A 21,271-nucleotide genomic window follows, 5' to 3' on the forward strand; every position below is an offset into this window, starting at 1 on the left:
CTACAGCACTCCCTTCGTAGAAGGCACACCCTTCACGCGTGGATCAATCAGTGTCGCTTCATCGAGTGCCCGTCCGAGCGCCTTGAATACAGCCTCAATCATGTGATGTGTGTTAGAACCGTAGTGTACGATCACATGCAGCGTAATCCGAGCTTCCAGCGCGAACTTCCATAAGAATTCCTGAACAAGCTCCGTCGAAAAGCTGCCCACCTGCTGTGAAGGATACGTTGCGCGATATTCAAAGTGTGGACGATTGCTGATATCGATCACAACCTGCGCCAACGCCTCATCCATCGGTACAAAAACACTCGCATAACGTTTGATTCCCTTTTTATCACCAAGTGCTTCGTGCAGCGCTTGACCTAGGCAGATCCCGATGTCTTCAACCGTGTGGTGATCATCAATTTCGATATCTCCTCGCGCCTGTACTGACAGGTCAAACTGGCCGTGCTTCGTAAATAGGTCCAGCATATGATTCAGAAAAGGAACATCCGTCTCCAGCTCGGAAACTCCACTTCCATCTACGTTAAGAGACAGCTTGATATCCGTCTCGTTTGTTTTACGGCTTAATCCTGCTTGGCGCAAGGCCTGTTCATTATTGTTCTCCATATCCGTCTCCACCTTTTCCTTCGTTCTTGAGTCGAATCTCAATGGCTCGTGCGTGGCCTTCTAACCCTTCGCGACGCGCCAGTTCTATAATGGTCTTCCCATCCCGCAGGAGGGCTTCTTTACTGTAATAGATCAAACTTGATTTCTTTATAAAATCATCGACATCCACTGGCGACGAGAAGCGTGCCGTACCATTGGTCGGGATAATATGATTCGGTCCGGCAAAATAGTCGCCCACAGGCTCCGAGCTATACGCTCCCAGGAAGATCGCCCCAGCATTCTCGATGCTGCCCACAAGGCCCATTGGATCCTCGACAACAATCTCTAGATGCTCTGGTGCCAACCGATTCACTACGGAGATTCCCTCCTCCATAGATTCCACAACAATGATCGCGCCGTAATTCTCTACGGATGAACGGGCGATCGCCTGTCGCGGCAGCTCCTGTAGCTGACGCTCCACTTCGGCAGCCACGCAATCCGCCAAGCTCTGCGATGGCGTGACTAGAATCGCCGAGGCCATCTCGTCATGCTCGGCCTGCGAGAGCAGATCCGCTGCGACATAGGCCGGCTCAGCGGTCTCATCTGCGAGCACGACAATTTCGCTTGGTCCCGCGATACTGTCGATATCCACGGCACCATATACCTCGCGTTTCGCTAGCGCAACGTATATATTGCCGGGCCCACATATCTTATCTACCGGCGCTATGCTCTCCGTCCCAAAAGCCAAAGCAGCTACCGCCTGCGCTCCGCCCACACGGTAGATTTCATTCACACCTGCTTCTGCAGCAGCAACCAGGATGTAAGGATCAATCCCTTCTTTGCCGCCGGTGGATGGCGGGGTTACCATAACGATCTCCGGCACGCCTGCGATCTGTGCAGGGATCACGTTCATCAGCACCGAGGAAGGATAAGCTGCCTTACCACCAGGAACATATACCCCTACCCGCTTCAGCGGACGAATAATCTGTCCCAGAATCGTGCCATCGGGCTGAAGATCCATCCACGAATTCCGTTTCTGTCTAGCATGAAAAGCCCGGATATTGGCTGCAGCCGCTTGAATAGCGGATACGAAAGATTCTTCTACCCGGCCATACGCCGCCTGAAGCTCTTCCGGCGTTACCCGCAGCTGATTCGGCGTGAGCGTGACCCGATCAAATTGCTCCGTGTAGCGAAGAAGCGCCGTGTCTCCTTCTTTTTTAATCGCGAATACAATTTCCTTTACCGCCTGATTTTGCTCAGGCGTTCCATACTCGACTTCTCGCTCTAGCTTAAAGTCTTTGCTCGATACAACCTTCATCGCTGGTTCCTCCCTTTACCCCTTAACATCTGTCACCTACCGCAAATTTGGTTCCCCTATAACCGCCTGTAGTCGGTCACACAGCTGCTGTATCTCTTCATTTTTCATCCGATAGCTCACACGATTCGCCACAAGGCGGCTCGTTATTTCGAATATACTTTTCATTTCAATTAATCCGTTATCCCGCAGCGTTTGGCCTGTCTCTACCATATCCACGATACGATCGGCGAGACCAATCAGTGGCGCAAGCTCAATCGAACCATTCAGCTTCACGACCTCGACCTGCTGACCCTGCTCCCGGAAATACTTTGAAGCTACATTCGGATATTTCGTCGCCACACGCTGCTGAATTCCCGGCTGCCAGTTCGGCAATCCGATGATCGACATCCGGCATCGAGCAATGCCAAGATCAAGTAGCTCGTATACATCACGATCTTCCTCCAGCAATACGTCCTTGCCCACGATTCCAATATCCGCCACACCATATTCTACATATGTAGGTACATCTACTGGTTTAGCTAATATAAACTCCATGCCTGCCTCAGGCAGTGGAATAACAAGCTTGCGGGATGCCTCACCATCCGGTGGAATCGGGAGACCTGCCTGGCGAAACAGCTCAGCAGCCTTTTCGTAAATCCGACCTTTTGGCATAGCGACCTTCAAAATCTGTGCCATCTTTAAGTTGCCTCCTTTTCCATCTCCATGAAAATTTATCTTAACCGCTCATTCTTGCTAGCGATATCTCAGCCATGCTCACTTACAAAAGATACAAAGGTATAGATTTCGCCGTACCGCATACCATCTGCTTCGATCGTATCCGTATCTAGACGCTTCACCGTTTCAAGCTCTTCTGGACCTGCTGCCAGTCTAGTCACTACTGCGTGCCCTTCCGACCGTAAGCGTGTTGCCTCTTCCAGACCTTCTTTTCTGCGAGTAGCATCATATTGGATCAAGATAGGCAGCTCTTCCTCTTCGCTCGATCCAGCCACACCATCGAGAATACGATTCGTTTTTAAAGAAAAACCTGTAGAAGGGATCGGACGTCCAAACTGCTGAAGGAGATTATCATATCTGCCTCCACTACATACCGGAAACCCTAATTCCGCTGCATAGCCTTCGAAAGTCATCCCTGTATAATAAGAGAAGTCCCCGATCATCGTCAGATCGATCAGCACATGCTGTGATACGCCGTAAGAGACCAGTACCTCCCACACCTTGCATAAATGATCTATCGAATGACGGGCAAGCGGATGATCGCTAAGCTCCAGCGCCTGTCCACAAATCTCCTTGCCTCCACGCAAACGTAACAGTCCATCCAGTTCATTCTTCTGAGCTTCCGTCAGATCCAGCCGGCGTAAGGTCTCCCGAAAAGAGACGTAGTCACGGCCCAACAAATGGCTTTTGAGCTCCTCCTGAGCCTCCGGCAATTGTGGAAGTGCCTCTTGAAATAATCCATTCAGAAAGCCTACATGCCCCATAGCGATTTTAAAAGACTTCACACCCGCAGCCTGCAAAGATGAAATTGCGAGCGCCACTACTTCAGCATCGGCCTCAGGTGAATCGTCACCTACCAGCTCGACCCCTGTCTGGAAAAACTCCGCTTCCCGCCCTGCTTCTTCCTCAATGGCACGGAAAACATTAGCGTGATAGGACAACCGCAATGGCAATGGCTCATCCTTTAATAAAGATGCCACAACACGGGCAACCGGAGCTGTCATTTCAGAACGAAGCACTAGTGCCTGACCACGATTGTTGAGCAATTTATAAAGCTTTTGGTCGGACGTAGAGCTAGCCACGCCAACTGTATCGTAATATTCTAGCGTCGGAGTCATCATTTGCTGATAACCCCAGCGACTCATGCAATGCAGTACATCATTCTCAATTTTTCGTAATTTCGTTACGGCCCGGGGCAGATAGTCCCGAACGCCAGACGGCTTCTCAAATCCCTTTGGTTTGGACATCTTCATTGTTCACCTCGTCAGTTATCATTAGATACTGTTTATATTTACTTTACTATGGTAAAGTGGTAGCAAATTAAAGTATTTTCAATATCGTATCATGGTCACTACTTTTTCGTCAATCTAACGGGGTAAAGCTATGACTTCAATTCTAATGCTTGTATGCTTAAACCTTGTCTACCTAGGTTGAATTGTTCACAAAGAAAATCTAAATCAAACACTTATGTACTTCGAACCAATACTTGGGAATCCCTTTATTTTGCCTCCACGTTTATCCAATACTATAATGAGCTAATATGATTGTACTTCATAATTCTGTAATTAGTGTTCTAAAAATCTACTTACAACTAGAAAGAAGGGCTAATGCGTGACTAAATCCTATATGATTGGCGTTGATATTGGAACTACAAGTACCAAAGCAGTTCTCTTCGAGGAAAAAGGAGCCATAGCTGCACAAGCTAATGTAGGATATCCCTTACATCAGCCCTCACCCTCAATAGCGGAGCAGGACCCAGAACAAATCCTGAGTGCAGTCTTCCATACTATCTCTAAAGTTATGCGGCAAAGCGGTGTATCTGCGGATGAAATCCTATTCGTCTCCTTCAGTTCAGCCATGCACAGTGTCATTGCAGTTGATAAACTGGGTAAGGCCCTAACTGCCTGCATCACATGGGCCGATAATCGCAGTGCCGGATGCGCACTTCGTTTGAAGGATGAGCTAAACGGCCATGAATTGTATCTACGCACAGGCACACCTATACACCCAATGTCTCCGATCACCAAGCTAATGTGGCTTCGCGAAGAGCAGCCTGACGTGTTCCAGCAAACCTATAAATTTATTTCCATTAAAGAATACATATTCGCAAGATTGTTTGGCGAATACGTCATCGATCATTCCATTGCCTCTTCCACAGGCATGCTCAATCTAGAGAATCTAGAGTGGGATAAAGAAGCTTTAGAGATTGCTCATATTACAGCGGATCAACTCTCGCGGCTTGTTCCCACCACGCAGATCATGCAAGGGCTGCTCCCTGGACTAGCTGAGGAACTTCTGCTGCTCCCTACAACCCCATTTGTTATTGGCGCCAGTGACGGCGTCCTGTCCAATCTCGGCGTAGGTGCAATTGAACCCGGTGTAGTGGCCGCTACGATTGGTACGAGTGGAGCAATTCGTACCGTAGTGGATCAGCCGCTCACCGATCCCAAAGGACGGACCTTCTGTTATAACTTAACCCCAAAACATTGGGTGATCGGAGGACCCGTCAATAATGGCGGCATGCTGTTCCGCTGGGTACGAGACGAGTTCGCGGCCTCTGAAGTTGAAACCGCCAAACGACTAGGCATTGATCCTTACGAGGTTCTGACTCGCATTGCAGAGCAAGTTCCTGCGGGAAGCGGTGGACTTTTATTCCATCCTTACTTGACTGGAGAACGGGCGCCGCTGTGGAATCCGGATGCCCGCGGCTCCTTCTTTGGTCTTACTATGAACCACCATAAGGAGCATATGATTCGATCAGTACTAGAGGGCGTAATCTTCAATATGTATATGGTTCTCCTTGCTATGGAAGAGCAAATCGGACGCCCAAGCAGAATCCTTGCCACTGGCGGCTTCGCCCGCTCCTCAGTGTGGCGGCAGATGATGGCTGATATCTTTGATCAGGAGGTTGTCATTCCGGAGAGTATCGAGAGCTCCTGCCTCGGTGCGGTTGTACTTGGCCTTTATGCTACGGGTCGTGTAGATTCCTTTGATGTGGTGTTTGACATGATTGGTTCAACCTATAAGCATGATCCATTGGATGAACATACCAAAATATACAAGCAGCTGCTGCCGATCTATATTTCTGTCTACCGTAGTCTCGAAAGCCAGTATCAAGCCATTGCAGAATTTCAGCGAGAACAAGCTGGAGAATAGGGCAAAAATAAAAAGCGTCGGTCTGCCCACATATGTGGGAAAACCGACGCTTTTATATTTCCTTGCAATAGACTATGCACTTTTCGATTCTGCCTTTGCTTTCTGTGGACCCGAGCCGAAGATGATCCAAGCCGATTTAATATATCGGAAGGCAAAGGCCACTACCACCCATGAACCTAACAACGCAAAGAGCCAACCCCCAGCAATCGCTGCGGTATATGCAAGAGAACCCCCGTGAAACGGTAATTTTCTATAGAAAAATAGCAGTAACGGATGCAGTAAATAGATTCCGAAAGAGCAAGCTCCGGCAGATAACAACAATCTTGTAATCAAGCTTCGGCCCGCTCCGTACAATAAGAAGGAGACTTGTAACAACACCACACAAGAGAGTAGCGCATGAAGGTTAGAGAATCCCTCATACCATAAACTATTGATGACTGTTTTCTTCGTATAGTTGTTAAACCATAGCTCAACATGAACAACCCCAGCTACGATCCACAACAACCACAACGTAATCCATACCGGACCTTTACCGGCGCGCCAGCCTTCACGTGAAGGTACCAGCCACTTTTTCAAAGAAGGATAGTATACTGCAATCCCCGCACCCAGCAAGAAATACGAGAAATAAGTGATTGCCAGACTGCCCTTGGACAACTGCCAATACCCGTTATTAGTCATGTATTTATTCAGCAACACAAAACCCCATTGTAGAATCAATCCGATTAGCGGTGCCCAAGCCGCCAGACGACGAACCTTTTGCAGACACCACAGAATGAGCGGAAACAATACGTAGAACTGAATAATGATAATAATATAATACAAATGCGTGTATGCTGTTCCTGTCCACAAATACTTCCAAAGCTTAGAAGCCATCTCCCCTGGAGGTAAACTCCATGTATGTCCCGCCGTCATTTTTAATGCAAAATACAACAGTGAAAATAGTACATAAGGCACGATAATATAAAGCAGCCTTCTACTGTAGAACTTCCCCAGCGTCTTTCCACCCAGAGGACGATCAATATAGTTATAGAACAGCACGAACCCACTCAAAAATATGAATGAAGGTACAGCGAACTGGCTGAATTTATTAATAAATAAGAACGGATGAAACATGTTTGTACCTAGTGTCTCCGCCAACGTTCGCGAAGTAGCATGAATAGCTAGCACTGCAAAAATAGCAATCGCTCGAAAAATATCCAGCTGCGGAATTCTTTCTTTTTGTCTCATTATCTTTCCTCCTGTTAAGCTCCGCATCAAAATGATGCCAAATCAAGTATTAACCTTCCTCATCTCCTCCGAGGCATGTCCTGACCTTACCTTGGAACTAGATTCTAGAGACCGAGGAACACTTCCCAAGAAGATCCATGACTTAGGAATTCGGTGAAAAGCAAACTGCACCATGAACCAGCTTCCTCCCAGTGCAACTACAAGTCCTCCATAGATGAAGAAAACATAAGTTAGCGATTCCAAGGGAATATGATATCGGAACCTGCGATATATCGCCAGCAATAGCGGATGAATCAAATAAATTGCAAATGACAACTCACCTAAACGAGTCAAGAAAGCAACGATCACACGAGGAGCCTTACGATAAAGCAAAAATGCAGCGTACATCAGAACCAATGCTGATAACATCGTATGGACATTCCATAATAGCTCGTACCACAGCGAATCCGTCCACACCCCAAAATGGCGGGCTACATACCATAGCTGCACATGGATAAAGGCTGCAATTAACCACAAGCTCACTAATAAGGCAGTCCATCTCTTTTGCTTGGCAGCCAGCTCACTCCATGGCTTTATCAGCCACAGCTTCACCTTCTCAAAGTGAATGGCAAGATAAGCACCCATCATATAATAGGCCAGGTAGGAGATCGCCAAGCTCCCTTTTTCAACAATGTGCAGTTCGTACTTATTCCAAAAAATAAAACCCCACTGAAGCGCCAAACCCATCGGTATCGCCCATTTCATTAAGAAGCGGGAACTCTGCAGTAGCTTAAGCAGCACTGGAAAAAGCAAATAAAACTGAATGCTAATAAAGACAAAATACAAATGCGCATATGCGGAACCCGAGAATAACGCTCTAGAAAAGCTTAACAAGTTGCCTCCAAGGCTCTGCATCAATCGTCCGTTCACATATAGAGTTAGTGCATAATAGCCCATAGAAGCTAGCAAATAAGGCAGTAAGATATACTTTAATCGCCGACGATAGAAATTAATGATCAAGCTGCGTGTCACAGGACGACCATAATAATTATAAAACAATACGAAGCTGCTAAGGAAAATAAATGAGGGCGTACCGAATTTAAAGAAAATGTTAATCCAGTTCAGCCAGTAATAATAAGGTGAATGCAGTGCCTGCTCTCCAGCAGCAAAAGATGAGGCATGCACATGCAGCACTCCTAATATAGCTAGAGCTCTGAAAATATCCAGCTGGGGCAGCCTTTCCTGTCTCACAGTATTCATATTAAATTCCTCTTCTCTACTATGATGGTTGTTCATAGAGACGCTAAGCGGAATGTGGAAACTGAACATACCAGGAAGTCTGCACTTGCTGAATTTACATTCTGATATTTGACGCTGAATGCCTAGCGTGGGATTTACGTGATTACTAAGGTTAATTATACCGCCTACATCCGAATAAAAAACTTAAGAAGATCTTAAAGTTTTCTTAATATGCTTCTCCAAGACGCAAGAAACCCTGCAGATCCTGCGCTAAAAAAACGCAATATGAAACTGCAGGGTTTACGAAGCATCTTTTACACTTGTTCCGAAGAATCTTCCGATGAAGCTGGACGTAGCTCTCGCAGTGGATTGCCTCCTACAAAAGAGCCAGCCGCCACATTCTTGTGTACTACTGATCCTGCGGCAACAACTGCCCAATCACCGATGGTTACACCGGGAAGAATCGTTGTATTCGCGCCAATCAATACATTTTCACCAATCACTACTTCTCCCAGGCGATACTCCTTGATTAAATACTCATGCGCCAGAATCGTCGTGTTATAACCGATAATAGAGTTCTCACCCACCGTTATTTTTTCCGGAAAAAATACATCCACCATCGCCATCAGACCGAAGGAGGTATGCTTGCCTACCTTCATCCCGAGAATCCGACGATAGATCCAGTTCTTTAACGGTAGAATCGGGCAATAACGGGCAATCTGAATAAAAATAAAGTTGCGGACACCCTTCCACGGGCTGACCGTACGGTAAATGTACCAAAGTGAGTTATGACCTTCTACAGGATATCGGGTTAACTTTCTCACGATTCACTCGTTCCTCGCTCCACAATTTCTATAATATCCTTCATGTTATGGATGATATAGTCGGGATCATACTTGCGGAGAGTCTCTTCGCCTTTTAAAGACCACGATACTCCAGCCGCATATACACCAGCAGCTTTTGCTGACTGAATATCAACCGTACTGTCACCCACCATAAGTGTTTTACGAGGATCAACGCCAAGGTTATTGACTGCTGTCAGAACAGGCTCTGGATGTGGCTTTGGTTCAGTAACATCGTTCACCGTCACAATCGTATCCATGTACTTTAGCAAATCAAACATCTCAAGCGATTTAATCGTTGTTGGACGAATTTTTGTGGTCACAATCCCCATTTTAATTCCACGACGTAAGAGCTCTTCCATTGTCTCATTCACTTGAGGAAAGGGACGTACTAACTCATCGTGATGTTCATAATTATAAGAACGGTAGGATTTCTCAAGCGCACCACTTACATCCTCAAGTCCAGAGAAGACTCTCATCTGTTGCTGAAGGGTTGTGCCCATATGCGGAATAATCTCTTCCCTAGTGAGTGGAGCTAGACCATTGTCCTTCAGCGCGTACATAAACGAACTAATAATTAGCTCATTCGTATCGACAATCGTTCCATCTAGATCAAAAAGAACGCATTCTATCATAAGCTTTACTGCTCCTTCTTATCTCCATCCGCAGGCTGTCCTTGCTCAGGTTGAGCCCCGTGACGAGCTTTCTGCGGTGTATTTACTGCGCTTTCAGGCACTATGGTATCTGCTTTGATCGGTTTAGTACATACGATAGGATCAGAATAATGTGCTTTAGGCTCTCCGGTGACCCTACGAATAATGATAAGCAGTACAGCTGCGACGATGATCAGTAGAGCAAGCAGCTGAGAAATACGGATATTTCCATAGCTTGGGTCCAAGTATCCTTGCTCAAAACCTAACCATTCCATCGGTTTCCATAATCCGTTCATAAAGGACGCCAAGCCTGAGCTTCCATTAAATGCCAAGCTGTCTGTACGTATGGCTTCAATAAAGAAACGACCGATGGAATACCATATAAAGTAAGACATGAAGATCTCACCGGCTCGCACAAACTTCTGACGACGAAGAACCATTAGTAGCGCGATACCCAGTAAGCTCCAAAGAGATTCATACAAGAAGGTCGGATGATGAAAAGCATCCCCTATGTACATTTGGTTCACAATGAAGTCAGGTAAATGCAGTTTATCCCGTAAAAACGACTCTTCAACCACGCTGCCGTATGCCTCTTGGTTGACAAAGTTTCCCCAGCGTCCAATCATTTGACCCGCAAGTAGTCCAGGTGCACAAATATCAACGATACGCCAGAAGGGGTAGCCTTTATAGCGGAAATAAATAATCCCGCAAATAATGGCTCCAATTAACGCACCGTAAATGGCGATGCCACCATTCCAGATCTTAAAGACATCTATTAAATTATCCTTATAATCCTCCCATTTAAACGCTACAAAGTAAATCCGTGCCCCAATAATGGCCGAAGGCACACCTAGCAGCAGCATATCCATAAAGAATTCTTGTGGTATACCAAACCGTTTGCCCTCGCGGATCGCAAGAAATAACCCCGCGAGTGCACCGAAACCTAGTATTAATCCGTACCAGTGTACTTGCAGTGATCCAATTGAGAAGACAATAGGATTTAGTGCTAATGGGAACATTCTCTCACACTCCTAATCGAGATCATCCATATCTTCAGATATGGTCGCAGTTAGCTTATTCGTGAACTGCAGGGCTGCATTAAAGCCCATTTGTTTCAGGCGATAGTTCATCGCTGCAACCTCTATAATAACTGCAAGGTTACGTCCTGGGCGTACGGGAATCGTTACAAGCGGAACATCTGTGTCAATAATCCGTGTCGTTTCCTCATCAAGTCCAAGTCGATCATACTGCTTGTCTTGTTGCCACGCTTCCAATCTAACAACAAGTGTAATCCGTTTATGATTACGAATGGCACCCGCACCAAAAAGTGTCATTACATTAATGATACCTACTCCACGGATCTCCAGTAAATGACGGATTAACTCAGGGGCTGTACCATGCAGCTGGTTATCTGAAGTCTGACGGATTTCTACGGCATCATCAGCAATCAATCGATGACCACGTTTTACAAGCTCAAGGGCTGTTTCACTTTTACCAATCCCACTACTACCCGTAATTAGCATACCTACACCATATACATCACAAAGTACGCCATGAATAGTCGCCGTAGGGGCTAATTTTCCTTCTAGGAAGCTCGTCAAACGGCTGGAGAAAATAGTCGTAGCCATCGAGCTGCGAAGTACAGGAAGGGCCTTTTCATTACTTATGTCAATTAACTCCTGAGGCACTTCTAAACCACGTGTAATTACAATACAAGGTGTGTTATCATTGCAAATTCCACGAAGTCGGCTTTTCCGCTCAGCTTCGGGCAGCATGGAGAAAAAAGCGAGTTCTGTTTTGCCTAGCAATTGAACACGTTCTTCTGGATAATATTCAAAATAACCAGCAATCTCTAGTCCAGGGCGATTCAGGTCATCGACTGTAATGGGTCTCTTTAGACCTTCCTGGCCGGAAATAACCTCTAATTGAAAATGCTGTACCAATTCAGATACTTTTACTTTCTTAGCCATGTAATTTCGTCCTTTCGTCACCTGCGGTATTTGTCCGCTTACTGCGTCCGGTTGGCAGCGATCTCTTTACATTCCGGAGGTAATTCTCCTGCTATCTTAATTGATAACGCTTATGAATGCAATCTTAGCGCCTAACCAAACAGGGGCCATCTAAACAATAAAGCCACCCTTTCGGGTGGCTTTATCAAGAGAGAAAAGATCTTTACAATCTTATCCCAACAAAATGTTAGCTTCGGATTCTTTATCAAAGAAGTGAATTTTGTTCATATCAATAGCCAATTTAGGCTTGCTGCCTTCGCGAGTAGTGGAACGTCCATCTACACGAGCGATTACAGTAGATTTACCAAGGCCGCTCAAGTAAAGGAGCATTTCGTGACCAAGGTTTTCAGTAACATCAACCAATGAAGTGAAGATTGTGTTCGGGGAAGCTTCCAAGAATACTGGCTCTTCATGGATATCTTCTGGACGAACGCCCATGATTACTTCTTTACCGATGTAACCTTTGTTGCGGATGATTTGAGCTTTTCCGCCTGGTACTTCAACATCAAGGTTCTCAGCACGGAAACGGATAGAACCGCTCACTTCGGACAAAGTACCATTGATAAAGTTCATAGTAGGGGATCCGATAAATCCAGCTACGAACAAGTTTGTAGGTTCATTGTACAACTCTTCAGGGGAAGCTGCTTGTTGAATGATACCATCATACATAACTACGATGCGATCACCCATTGTCATAGCTTCTGTTTGGTCATGCGTTACGTAGATACAAGTAGTTTCAAGGCGCTTAACCAGTTTAGTGATTTCAGCACGCATTTGACCACGAAGTTTAGCATCCAAGTTGGAAAGAGGCTCATCCATCAAGAAGACTTGTGGATCACGTACGATAGCGCGTCCCAAAGCGACACGTTGGCGTTGACCACCGGAAAGCGCTTTTGGTTTACGATCTAGCAAATGCTCGATATCAAGAATTTTAGCAGCTTCGCGAACTTTCTTGTCGATTTCATCCTTCTTCACTTTACGAAGTTTCAAACCGAAAGCCATGTTTTGGTATACGCTCATATGCGGATACAGGGCGTAGGATTGGAATACCATCGCGATATCGCGGTCTTTAGGTGCAACGTCATTAACTACACGATCGCCAATGTACATTTTACCTTCGGAGATTTCTTCCAAACCAGCGATCATACGCAAAGTTGTGGATTTACCGCAACCGGAAGGTCCAACCAATACTAGAAATTCCTTATCTTTAATATCAAGATTGATATCGATTACTGTTGCTTTATCTGAACCCGGGTATTTTTTGAAAATATGCTCTAAACGTACGCCTGCCATTGTATTTCCCCCTCGAGTTAATTATTAATTAGTTAATATAAAAAATCTGTTTCCTTGTACATTTATATTACCCCAGTCGGGACACTATGGCTATTTGTAAGGTTCACAAAAAACCTATTTCCTTTTCGTCACTTTATACAAAAGCATAGTAAGCTTAACAATAGCAGCGTCCCCAAAGCTTCGTACATCTGCTCCGGTCTCTTGTTTTATCTTATCCAGACGATAAAGCAGCGTATTACGATGGATATACAACTTCTTGGCGGTTTCACTTACATTACAGTCCATCTCAAAAAAGGTCTCCAAAGTCAGCAGCATTTCTTTATCTGATAGTACAGAGGAATAGTCACCAATTTGTCCAAGCAACTGTTTGCGGCGTACATCAGGAATGCTGTTAACCAGACGTTCCAAATGCAGTTCCCAAGGTAAATGAATATACTCTCCTACTTGAAAAATACGACCGAGAACAATCGTCTCCCTGAGCAAAGCTACAGATCCAGTCAATCCCTTAACAGGGACTATAGCCGGAGCTACTGCCAAATGGAATACCCCTACCCATTCACTAGCTATCAGCTCATGTAACCCCATACTAGTCTGTGCTAGAAGATCATCTACACTCTCTTCTTCATCATCCTTATCATCCCCGCCCGTAAGTAATTCTTTACGAGCTAAAATTAACCATTCCTTCTCTTGAAGGGGAATGAGCAGAATTTCGTTCTCAAAATAGCTACGCAGTAATTTCATCAGTGAACGATAAGAGATCTGTGGACTATGGGCAATCTCACTACTAAGGAGGAATGGAATCATATCTCCGAACAGACGTCCCTTTAGGGTGATCTCATCGGGAATTTCAGTGTCATTCTTCTCTTGCTCTAGCTCCGTGTTCAACCAAGCGCCAAGCTGCCGCGCCTCCACTTCACCTTCTTCTCTAAGCCCTGTAGCTTTAAGTGCAATAGCAAAATTTCGAACTGCATAGTTGACCAGTTGTACTTCCAGAGAGGTGAGCCCCTCCATTTCTACCCAGACAGCGGTTATACGTCCGTCACTCTCATACAAAGGTGCCCAGAGATGACCCTCATGGATTACCAGCTGATCCTGTCCTTCTAATCCCATGCTAAAAAGAGAAGCTGAATGCTGCCTCCCTAACTGCTTGATTCCGGTTCTCTTTCCGGTGAGCTGCTCTAATTTTTTCCGCAATGTCTCACTATCCATAGTCACCATGCTCCACCACTTTTGCTCTTTTCGCCTATTTTAGCATATTCTCTTATATTATGTTAATCGCTACAGTAGCGCGCTACTATAATACAACCATAAAACACAAAAAAAGCCACCACCATAAGGTGATGACTTTCTGTTTGGGATGAGCCATGAAGGACTCGAACCTTCGACACCCTGATTAAAAGTCAGGTGCTCTACCAACTGAGCTAATGGCTCATAAATGGTGGGGGATGATGGATTCGAACCACCGAACACGTACGTGAGCAGATTTACAGTCTGATGCGTTTGGCCACTTCGCTAATCCCCCAGGAAAAAGTGGCTCGAGACGGATTCGAACCGCCGACACGAGGATTTTCAGTCCTCTGCTCTACCGACTGAGCTATCGAGCCATATTAAATTGACATAAAAATAAAGTGGTAGCATTAAACTTCCCACCCTAGTCTTGTGGAAAAAAATGGCGGAACCGACGAGATTCGAACTCGCGATCTCCTGCGTGACAGGCAGGCATGTTAGGCCAACTACACCACGGTTCCGCATTGATAATAATGGTGCCGGCGAGAGGACTTGAACCCCCAACCTACTGATTACAAGTCAGTTGCTCTACCAGTTGAGCTACACCGGCACGGTGTAAAAAGTAATTCTAAAAAAGTAATAATGGTGGAGGCTGAGGGGATCGAACCCCCGACCCTCTGCTTGTAAGGCAGATGCTCTCCCAGCTGAGCTAAGCCTCCAGGTATTATGGTAGCGGCGAAGGGGATCGAACCCCCGACCTCACGGGTATGAACCGTACGCTCTAGCCAGCTGAGCTACACCGCCACAATAATTAGAAATGCTATGGATTGAAAATGGCGGAGAGAGTGGGATTCGAACCCACGCACCGCTTACGCAGTCTAACCCCTTAGCAGAGGGTCCCCTTATAGCCACTTGGGTATCTCTCCAAACGATATCAGTACCACAGCAATCCAAACAGGAATTTGACTCCCTGAAAACTGAATCCGAATTGAATTTACGTTTTAAGTATAGGATAAGCCCTCGACCGATTAGTATTGGTCAGCTCCATGCATTACTGCACTTCCACCTCCAACCTATCTACCTCGTCGTCTTCAAGGGGTCTTACTAATTGGGAAATCTCATCTTGAGGGGGGCTTCACGCTTAGATGCTTTCAGCGCTTATCCCGTCCGTACGTAGCTACCCAGCCATGCTTCTGGCGAAACAACTGGTGCACCAGCGGTACGTCCATCCCGGTCCTCTCGTACTAAGGACAGCTCCTCTCAAATTTCCTGCGCCCACGACAGATAGGGACCGAACTGTCTCACGACGTTCTGAACCCAGCTCGCGTACCGCTTTAATGGGCGAACAGCCCAACCCTTGGGACCTACTTCAGCCCCAGGATGCGATGAGCCGACATCGAGGTGCCAAACCTCCCCGTCGATGTGGACTCTTGGGGGAGATAAGCCTGTTATCCCCAGGGTAGCTTTTATCCGTTGAGCGATGGCCCTTCCATGCGGTACCACCGGATCACTAAGTCCGACTTTCGTCCCTGCTCGACTTGTAGGTCTCGCAGTCAAGCTCCCTTATGCCTTTGCACTCTTCGAATGATTTCCAACCATTCTGAGGGAACCTTGGAACGCCTCCGTTACTCTTTAGGAGGCGACCGCCCCAGTCAAACTGCCCGCCTGACACGGTCCCCGTACCCGGTAAGGGTACTAGGTTAGAACCTAGATACGATCAGGGTGGTATCCCAACGGCGCCTCCACCGAAGCTTGCGCTCCGATTTCTACGGCTCCCACCTATCCTGTACAGATCGTACCCAAATTCAATATCAAGCTGCAGTAAAGCTCCATGGGGTCTTTCCGTCTTGTCGCGGGTAACCTGCATCTTCACAGGTATTAAAATTTCACCGGATCTCTCGTTGAGACAGCGCCCAAGTCGTTACGCCATTCGTGCGGGTCAGAATTTACCTGACAAGGAATTTCGCTACCTTAGGACCGTTATAGTTACGGCCGCCGTTTACTGGGGCTTCGGTTCATAGCTTCGGGTTACCCCTAACCACTCCCCTTAACCTTCCAGCACCGGGCAGGCGTCAGCCCGTATACTTCGCCTTGCGGCTTCGCACAGACCTGTGTTTTTGCTAAACAGTCGCTTGGGCCTTTTCACTGCGGCCCCCTCGTGCTATTCACACTACCGGGGCACCCCTTCTCCCGAAGTTACGGGGTCATTTTGCCGAGTTCCTTAACGAGAGTTCTTCCGCGCGCCTTAGAATTCTCTTCTCGCCTACCTGTGTCGGTTTGCGGTACGGGCACCTTCTCCTGGCTAGAGGCTTTTCTTGGCAGTGTGAGATCATGACCTTCGCTACTATAATTTTCGCTCCCCATCACAGCCCAGCCTTAACGATGTGCGGATTTGCCTACACATCAGCCTCACTGCTTAGACGGACATATCCATCAGTCCGCGTCACTACCCTCCTGCGTCACCCCATCGCTCATAGCGGATTACGGTGGTACAGTAATTTCAAACTGTTGTCCTTCGACTACGCCTTTCGGCCTCGCCTTAGGTCCCGACTTACCCTGAGCGGACGAGCCTTCCTCAGGAAACCTTGGGCTTTCGGCGGATCAGATTCTCACTGATCTTTTCGTTACTCATACCGGCATTCTCACTTGTATGCTGTCCAGCGCTCCTTACGGTACACCTTCAACCCACATACAACGCTCCCCTACCCCAGATACATACGTATCTAGCCATAGCTTCGGTGGTGTGTTTAGCCCCGTTACATTTTCGGCGCAGAGTCACTCGACCAGTGAGCTATTACGCACTCTTTCAATGGTGGCTGCTTCTAAGCCAACATCCTGGTTGTCTGTGCAACTCCACATCCTTTCCCACTTAACACACACTTGGGGACCTTAGCTGATGGTCTGGGCTGTTTCCCTTTTGACAATGGATCTTAGCACTCACTGTCTGACTCCCGGCAATAAGTATATGGCATTCGGAGTTTGACTGAGCTTGGTAATCCTTGCGGACCCCGCACCCAATCAGTGCTCTACCTCCACTACTCTTATACCGAGGCTAGCCCTAAAGCTATTTCGGGGAGAACCAGCTATCTCCGAGTTCGATTGGAATTTCTCCGCTACCCCCACCTCATCCCCGCATTTTTCAACATGCGTGGGTTCGGGCCTCCAGTGCGTGTTACCGCACCTTCACCCTGGACAGGGGTAGATCACACGGTTTCGGGTCTACGTCCACATACTCAATCGCCCTATTCAGACTCGCTTTCGCTGCGGCTCCGTCTTCTCGACTTAACCTTGCATGTTAAACGTAACTCGCCGGTTCATTCTACAAAAGGCACGCCATCACCCATAAATAGGGCTCTGACTTTTTGTAAGCACACGGTTTCAGGTTCTATTTCACTCCCCTTCCGGGGTGCTTTTCACCTTTCCCTCACGGTACTGTTTCACTATCGGTCGCCAGGTAGTATTTAGCCTTAGCAGATGGTCCTGCTGGATTCATACGGGGTTTCACGTGCCCCGCACTACTCGGGATCCGTCTCGGAGAGAACACAGTTTAGGTTACAGGGCTTTTACCTCTATCGCGGGCCTTTCCAGACCTCTTCACCTACCATATTCCTTTGTAACTCCATGTGAGACGTCCCACAACCCCTAAGAGCAAGCTCTTAGGTTTAGGCTGTTCCGCGTTCGCTCGCCGCTACTGACGGAATCACTATTGTTTTCTCTTCCTCAGGGTACTTAGATGTTTCAGTTCCCCTGGTCTGCCTCTACATCTCCTATGTGTTCAGAGATGAGTAACTGCGAATTACCACAGCTGGGTTTCCCCATTCGGACACCCCCGGATCAAAGCTTGCTTACAGCTCCCCGAGGCAGTTTCGTTGTTCGCCACGTCCTTCGTCGGCTCCTGGCGCCTAGGCATCCTCCGTGTGCTCTTATTAGCTTAACCTTGATTTTTCCTAAGAAAAATCTCACTAATAACATTTACTTGTTTACACAAGTTGCTAAAAGATGTTCTAAAACGCAAATTCGTTTCGGTATCCAGTTTTCAAGGATCAAGTTTAAAGAAGGTATTGAATTAAAAATTATGGTGGAGCCAAGCGGGATCGAACCGCTGACCTCCTGCTTGCAAGGCAGGCGCTCTCCCAGCTGAGCTATGGCCCCATGAAATTCACTCCAAAAAGTGAAGTGTAGCTTCGAAGCTAATTCCGATTACTTTTCGGAGGCCTCGTTACTCTATAATGTCATATGGTGGGCCTTGGTGGACTCGAACCACCGACCTCACCCTTATCAGAGGTGCGCTCTAACCAACTGAGCTAAAAGCCCATATAACATATATAATATTGTGAATCAACCAAAGAATGGTTGTCCGCTTGGCGGCGTCCTACTCTCCCAGGACCCTTCGGTCCAAGTACCATCGGCGCTGGAGGGCTTAACGGTCGTGTTCGGGATGGGTACGTGTGGAACCCCTCCGCTATCGCCACCAAACGCATACGAAAGAGACTTGCTCTTTCAAAACTGAACACGAGTGAGTGTTCGAACCCTAAGGTTCTATTGTGAAAGTTTAACTTCCGATTTGAATGTCTTCATTGCAGAAGACGATTCTCCATAGAAAGGAGGTGATCCAGCCGCACCTTCCGATACGGCTACCTTGTTACGACTTCACCCCAATCATCTACCCCACCTTCGGCGGCTGGCTCCCTTGCGGGTTACCCCACCGACTTCGGGTGTTGTAAACTCTCGTGGTGTGACGGGCGGTGTGTACAAGACCCGGGAACGTATTCACCGCGGCATGCTGATCCGCGATTACTAGCAATTCCGACTTCATGCAGGCGAGTTGCAGCCTGCAATCCGAACTGAGACCGGCTTTGATGGGATTGGCTTCACCTCGCGGCTTCGCTTCCCGTTGTACCGGCCATTGTAGTACGTGTGTAGCCCAGGTCATAAGGGGCATGATGATTTGACGTCATCCCCACCTTCCTCCGGTTTGTCACCGGCAGTCACTCTAGAGTGCCCAACATTACTTGCTGGCAACTAAAGTTAAGGGTTGCGCTCGTTGCGGGACTTAACCCAACATCTCACGACACGAGCTGACGACAACCATGCACCACCTGTCTCCTCTGTCCCGAAGGCCGCCACTATCTCTAGTGGATTCAGAGGGATGTCAAGACCTGGTAAGGTTCTTCGCGTTGCTTCGAATTAAACCACATACTCCACTGCTTGTGCGGGTCCCCGTCAATTCCTTTGAGTTTCAGTCTTGCGACCGTACTCCCCAGGCGGAGTGCTTACTGTGTTAACTTCGGCACCAAGGGTATCGAAACCCCTAACACCTAGCACTCATCGTTTACGGCGTGGACTACCAGGGTATCTAATCCTGTTTGCTCCCCACGCTTTCGCGCCTCAGCGTCAGTTACAGCCCAGAAAGTCGCCTTCGCCACTGGTGTTCCTCCACATATCTACGCATTTCACCGCTACACGTGGAATTCCACTTTCCTCTTCTGTACTCAAGTCACCCAGTTTCCAGTGCGACCTCAGGTTGAGCCCAAGGTTTAAACACCAGACTTAAATGACCGCCTGCGCGCGCTTTACGCCCAATAATTCCGGACAACGCTTGCCCCCTACGTATTACCGCGGCTGCTGGCACGTAGTTAGCCGGGGCTTTCTTCTCAGGTACCGTCACTCCGATAGCAGTTACTCTACCGGACGTTCTTCCCTGGCAACAGAGCTTTACGATCCGAAAACCTTCATCACTCACGCGGCGTTGCTCCGTCAGACTTTCGTCCATTGCGGAAGATTCCCTACTGCTGCCTCCCGTAGGAGTCTGGGCCGTGTCTCAGTCCCAGTGTGGCCGTTCACCCTCTCAGGTCGGCTACGCATCGTCGCCTTGGTGGGCCGTTACCCCACCAACTAGCTAATGCGCCGCAGGCCCATCCCTCAGTGACAGATTGCTCCGTCTTTCATTCTTTCTTCAGGAGAAAAAAGAAATTATCCGGTATTAGCTACCGTTTCCGGTAGTTATCCCAGTCTAAGGGGCAGGTTGCCTACGTGTTACTCACCCGTCCGCCGCTAAGTTATTTTGAAAGCAAGCTTTCAAAATAACTCCGCTCGACTTGCATGTATTAGGCACGCCGCCAGCGTTCGTCCTGAGCCAGGATCAAACTCTCCAATTAGTATTGAAAAGAGCGATATGCTCATTTTGAAACATCTGACGAGAAAATTAATTCTCTAATTTCGGATTTCACTTTCGTGATTTCCCACTCACTCGTTGTTCAGTTTTCAAAGATCAATGTCTCATCTTTCGTTGTCGTTGCTTGTCAGCAGCGACCTTTATAATATATCACAGCACCTTTGTTTTCGTCAAGCGTTTTTTTAATTTCTTTTTTTCGCTTACCGTTTCAGCAAGTTGTTAATCAACATCTTGTCCAAAGGGGCGAGACTTAATGTATCATATTTTTCAAACTCACGTCAAGCATTAAAACAAAATAATTCTTAATCCTATTAACATTACTACGCCTGGAAGGCCAAGAACCGTTACTGCGCCTATGGTTGCGGGATTCAGGGGAATATGAACTTGTGTGATTAAACCCGAGAAATTCACTACATATATCGCGAGCGCAGCCAGTACCAAATGAGCTCCGAACAGACTAAGCCATCCAAAGCCAAGTTTTTTCCGGAATACAATTACACTCAACAATACAACCGATATGACCAGTACTCCTATAGCTAACATTCTTAGCATGTTGATCCCTCCTATATTTCCATTTGGTTAGCGCCTACATCTGACTGCTATTTAATCCAATGCTCTTTGCATGTTTGAGATGTATCTGATACTTGCGCTCTGCTGCCTCTAAAATATAAATAGCATAATCAATTTGATCTTGACCCAACGCTTCATCAAACATTAGGTACGCTCTCTCCCACTCAGATTGCGCCTTACGAACCTCCAGCAACGTTTCCCAGCCCTCCGTATCTTTTCTACCCTGTTCTTCATCTGCTCCCCGCCACAATGAGGTCCACCATCCCATTACTCATTCCTCC

General features: G+C 47.2%; 15 protein-coding genes, 10 tRNA genes and 3 rRNA genes. 1 reads left to right on the forward strand and 27 read right to left on the reverse strand.

Translation table 11 applies throughout. The annotated features are described in order from the left end of the window. From hisB to MKY52_RS08385, 4 genes are all read right to left on the reverse strand, one after another. Window positions 1-609 carry an imidazoleglycerol-phosphate dehydratase HisB gene (gene hisB, locus MKY52_RS08370; protein ID WP_036687073.1) on the reverse strand — a complete coding sequence of 203 codons (609 nt, stop codon included), beginning with the start codon at window positions 607-609 and terminating at the stop codon, window positions 1-3. Then, on the reverse strand, window positions 596-1,906 hold the full coding sequence (gene hisD / locus MKY52_RS08375) for a histidinol dehydrogenase (protein WP_341050931.1): 1,311 nt from the start codon (window positions 1,904-1,906) through the stop codon (window positions 596-598). The genes hisB and hisD overlap by 14 nt, the downstream gene beginning before the upstream one ends. A 36-nt stretch (window positions 1,907-1,942) precedes the next feature. Next, window positions 1,943-2,581, reverse strand: coding sequence for an ATP phosphoribosyltransferase (gene hisG, locus MKY52_RS08380; protein ID WP_042123270.1), 639 nt, complete (start codon window positions 2,579-2,581; stop codon window positions 1,943-1,945). Window positions 2,582-2,649: 68 nt separating this feature from the next. Further along, complete coding sequence (locus tag MKY52_RS08385) at window positions 2,650-3,867, reverse strand: ATP phosphoribosyltransferase regulatory subunit (RefSeq protein ID WP_042193089.1); 1,218 nt, start codon at window positions 3,865-3,867, stop codon at window positions 2,650-2,652. Window positions 3,868-4,246: 379 nt separating this feature from the next. Between MKY52_RS08385 and gntK the strand changes: the two genes are divergently transcribed. Further along, window positions 4,247-5,776 (forward strand): gluconokinase, encoded by a 1,530-nt coding sequence (gntK, locus tag MKY52_RS08390; RefSeq protein ID WP_341053375.1) that lies wholly within the window; start codon window positions 4,247-4,249, stop codon window positions 5,774-5,776. Between the two features lie 72 nt (window positions 5,777-5,848). Here gntK and MKY52_RS08395 read toward each other — a convergent pair whose 3' ends face one another. The 23 genes from MKY52_RS08395 to MKY52_RS08505 form a co-directional block, all read right to left on the reverse strand. Next, window positions 5,849-7,003: an acyltransferase gene (locus tag MKY52_RS08395; protein ID WP_076286831.1), complete on the reverse strand. Its 1,155-nt coding sequence runs from the start codon at window positions 7,001-7,003 to the stop codon at window positions 5,849-5,851. A gap of 42 nt (window positions 7,004-7,045) precedes the next feature. Further along, window positions 7,046-8,242, reverse strand: coding sequence for an acyltransferase (locus tag MKY52_RS08400; RefSeq protein WP_341050935.1), 1,197 nt, complete (start codon window positions 8,240-8,242; stop codon window positions 7,046-7,048). 293 nt (window positions 8,243-8,535) lie between these two features. Next, complete coding sequence (locus MKY52_RS08405) at window positions 8,536-9,045, reverse strand: acyltransferase (RefSeq protein WP_341050937.1); 510 nt, start codon at window positions 9,043-9,045, stop codon at window positions 8,536-8,538. Next, entirely contained in the window at window positions 9,042-9,698 is a 657-nt protein-coding gene (gene ppaX / locus MKY52_RS08410) for a pyrophosphatase PpaX (protein WP_076286834.1), read from the reverse strand. The genes MKY52_RS08405 and ppaX overlap by 4 nt, the downstream gene beginning before the upstream one ends. 5 nt (window positions 9,699-9,703) lie before the next feature. Continuing rightward, on the reverse strand, window positions 9,704-10,735 hold the full coding sequence (gene lgt, locus MKY52_RS08415) for a prolipoprotein diacylglyceryl transferase (RefSeq protein ID WP_341050938.1): 1,032 nt from the start codon (window positions 10,733-10,735) through the stop codon (window positions 9,704-9,706). Window positions 10,736-10,747: 12 nt separating this feature from the next. Further along, on the reverse strand, window positions 10,748-11,686 hold the full coding sequence (gene hprK / locus MKY52_RS08420; RefSeq protein ID WP_042183988.1) for an HPr(Ser) kinase/phosphatase: 939 nt from the start codon (window positions 11,684-11,686) through the stop codon (window positions 10,748-10,750). A 210-nt stretch (window positions 11,687-11,896) separates the two neighbouring features. After that, window positions 11,897-13,018, reverse strand: a complete 1,122-nt coding sequence (locus tag MKY52_RS08425) for an ABC transporter ATP-binding protein (protein ID WP_042123255.1) — start codon at window positions 13,016-13,018, stop codon at window positions 11,897-11,899. 114 nt (window positions 13,019-13,132) lie between these two features. Further along, on the reverse strand, window positions 13,133-14,227 hold the full coding sequence (locus MKY52_RS08430) for a PucR family transcriptional regulator (RefSeq protein ID WP_042183986.1): 1,095 nt from the start codon (window positions 14,225-14,227) through the stop codon (window positions 13,133-13,135). Window positions 14,228-14,376: 149 nt separating this feature from the next. Next, window positions 14,377-14,449 (reverse strand) — tRNA-Lys (locus tag MKY52_RS08435). A gap of 5 nt (window positions 14,450-14,454) precedes the next feature. Beyond that, window positions 14,455-14,540, reverse strand: a tRNA-Tyr gene (locus tag MKY52_RS08440). A gap of 9 nt (window positions 14,541-14,549) precedes the next feature. Then, window positions 14,550-14,622: transfer RNA gene (locus MKY52_RS08445), tRNA-Phe, on the reverse strand. Window positions 14,623-14,688: 66 nt separating this feature from the next. After that, window positions 14,689-14,766 (reverse strand) — tRNA-Asp (locus MKY52_RS08450). A 13-nt stretch (window positions 14,767-14,779) separates the two neighbouring features. Then, window positions 14,780-14,855: transfer RNA gene (locus tag MKY52_RS08455), tRNA-Thr, on the reverse strand. Window positions 14,856-14,888: 33 nt separating this feature from the next. Beyond that, window positions 14,889-14,964 (reverse strand) — tRNA-Val (locus MKY52_RS08460). An 8-nt stretch (window positions 14,965-14,972) separates the two neighbouring features. After that, a tRNA-Met gene (locus tag MKY52_RS08465) sits at window positions 14,973-15,049 on the reverse strand. Window positions 15,050-15,079: 30 nt separating this feature from the next. Continuing rightward, window positions 15,080-15,171 (reverse strand) — tRNA-Ser (locus MKY52_RS08470). An 82-nt stretch (window positions 15,172-15,253) separates the two neighbouring features. Beyond that, window positions 15,254-18,182 (reverse strand): 23S ribosomal RNA (locus tag MKY52_RS08475). A gap of 139 nt (window positions 18,183-18,321) precedes the next feature. Next, window positions 18,322-18,397: transfer RNA gene (locus tag MKY52_RS08480), tRNA-Ala, on the reverse strand. A gap of 85 nt (window positions 18,398-18,482) precedes the next feature. Next, window positions 18,483-18,559: transfer RNA gene (locus MKY52_RS08485), tRNA-Ile, on the reverse strand. Window positions 18,560-18,604: 45 nt separating this feature from the next. Beyond that, window positions 18,605-18,721, reverse strand: a 5S ribosomal RNA gene (gene rrf, locus MKY52_RS08490). Window positions 18,722-18,845: 124 nt separating this feature from the next. Next, window positions 18,846-20,403, reverse strand: a 16S ribosomal RNA gene (locus tag MKY52_RS08495). The 16S, 23S and 5S rRNA genes sit together here with 10 tRNA genes alongside, the layout of an rRNA operon. 302 nt (window positions 20,404-20,705) lie before the next feature. Further along, the gene (locus tag MKY52_RS08500) at window positions 20,706-20,963 is read right to left on the reverse strand and encodes a pro-sigmaK processing inhibitor BofA family protein (RefSeq protein WP_371915754.1); all 258 of its coding nucleotides are present in this window, start codon (window positions 20,961-20,963) and stop codon (window positions 20,706-20,708) included. A gap of 43 nt (window positions 20,964-21,006) precedes the next feature. Continuing rightward, window positions 21,007-21,258, reverse strand: coding sequence for a DUF2508 family protein (locus MKY52_RS08505; protein ID WP_052404100.1), 252 nt, complete (start codon window positions 21,256-21,258; stop codon window positions 21,007-21,009). Between the last annotated feature and the right edge of the window lie 13 nt (window positions 21,259-21,271).

This window comes from Paenibacillus sp. FSL P4-0184 (genome assembly GCF_038004625.1).
Taxonomy (GTDB): Bacteria; Bacillota; Bacilli; order Paenibacillales; family Paenibacillaceae; genus Paenibacillus_AQ.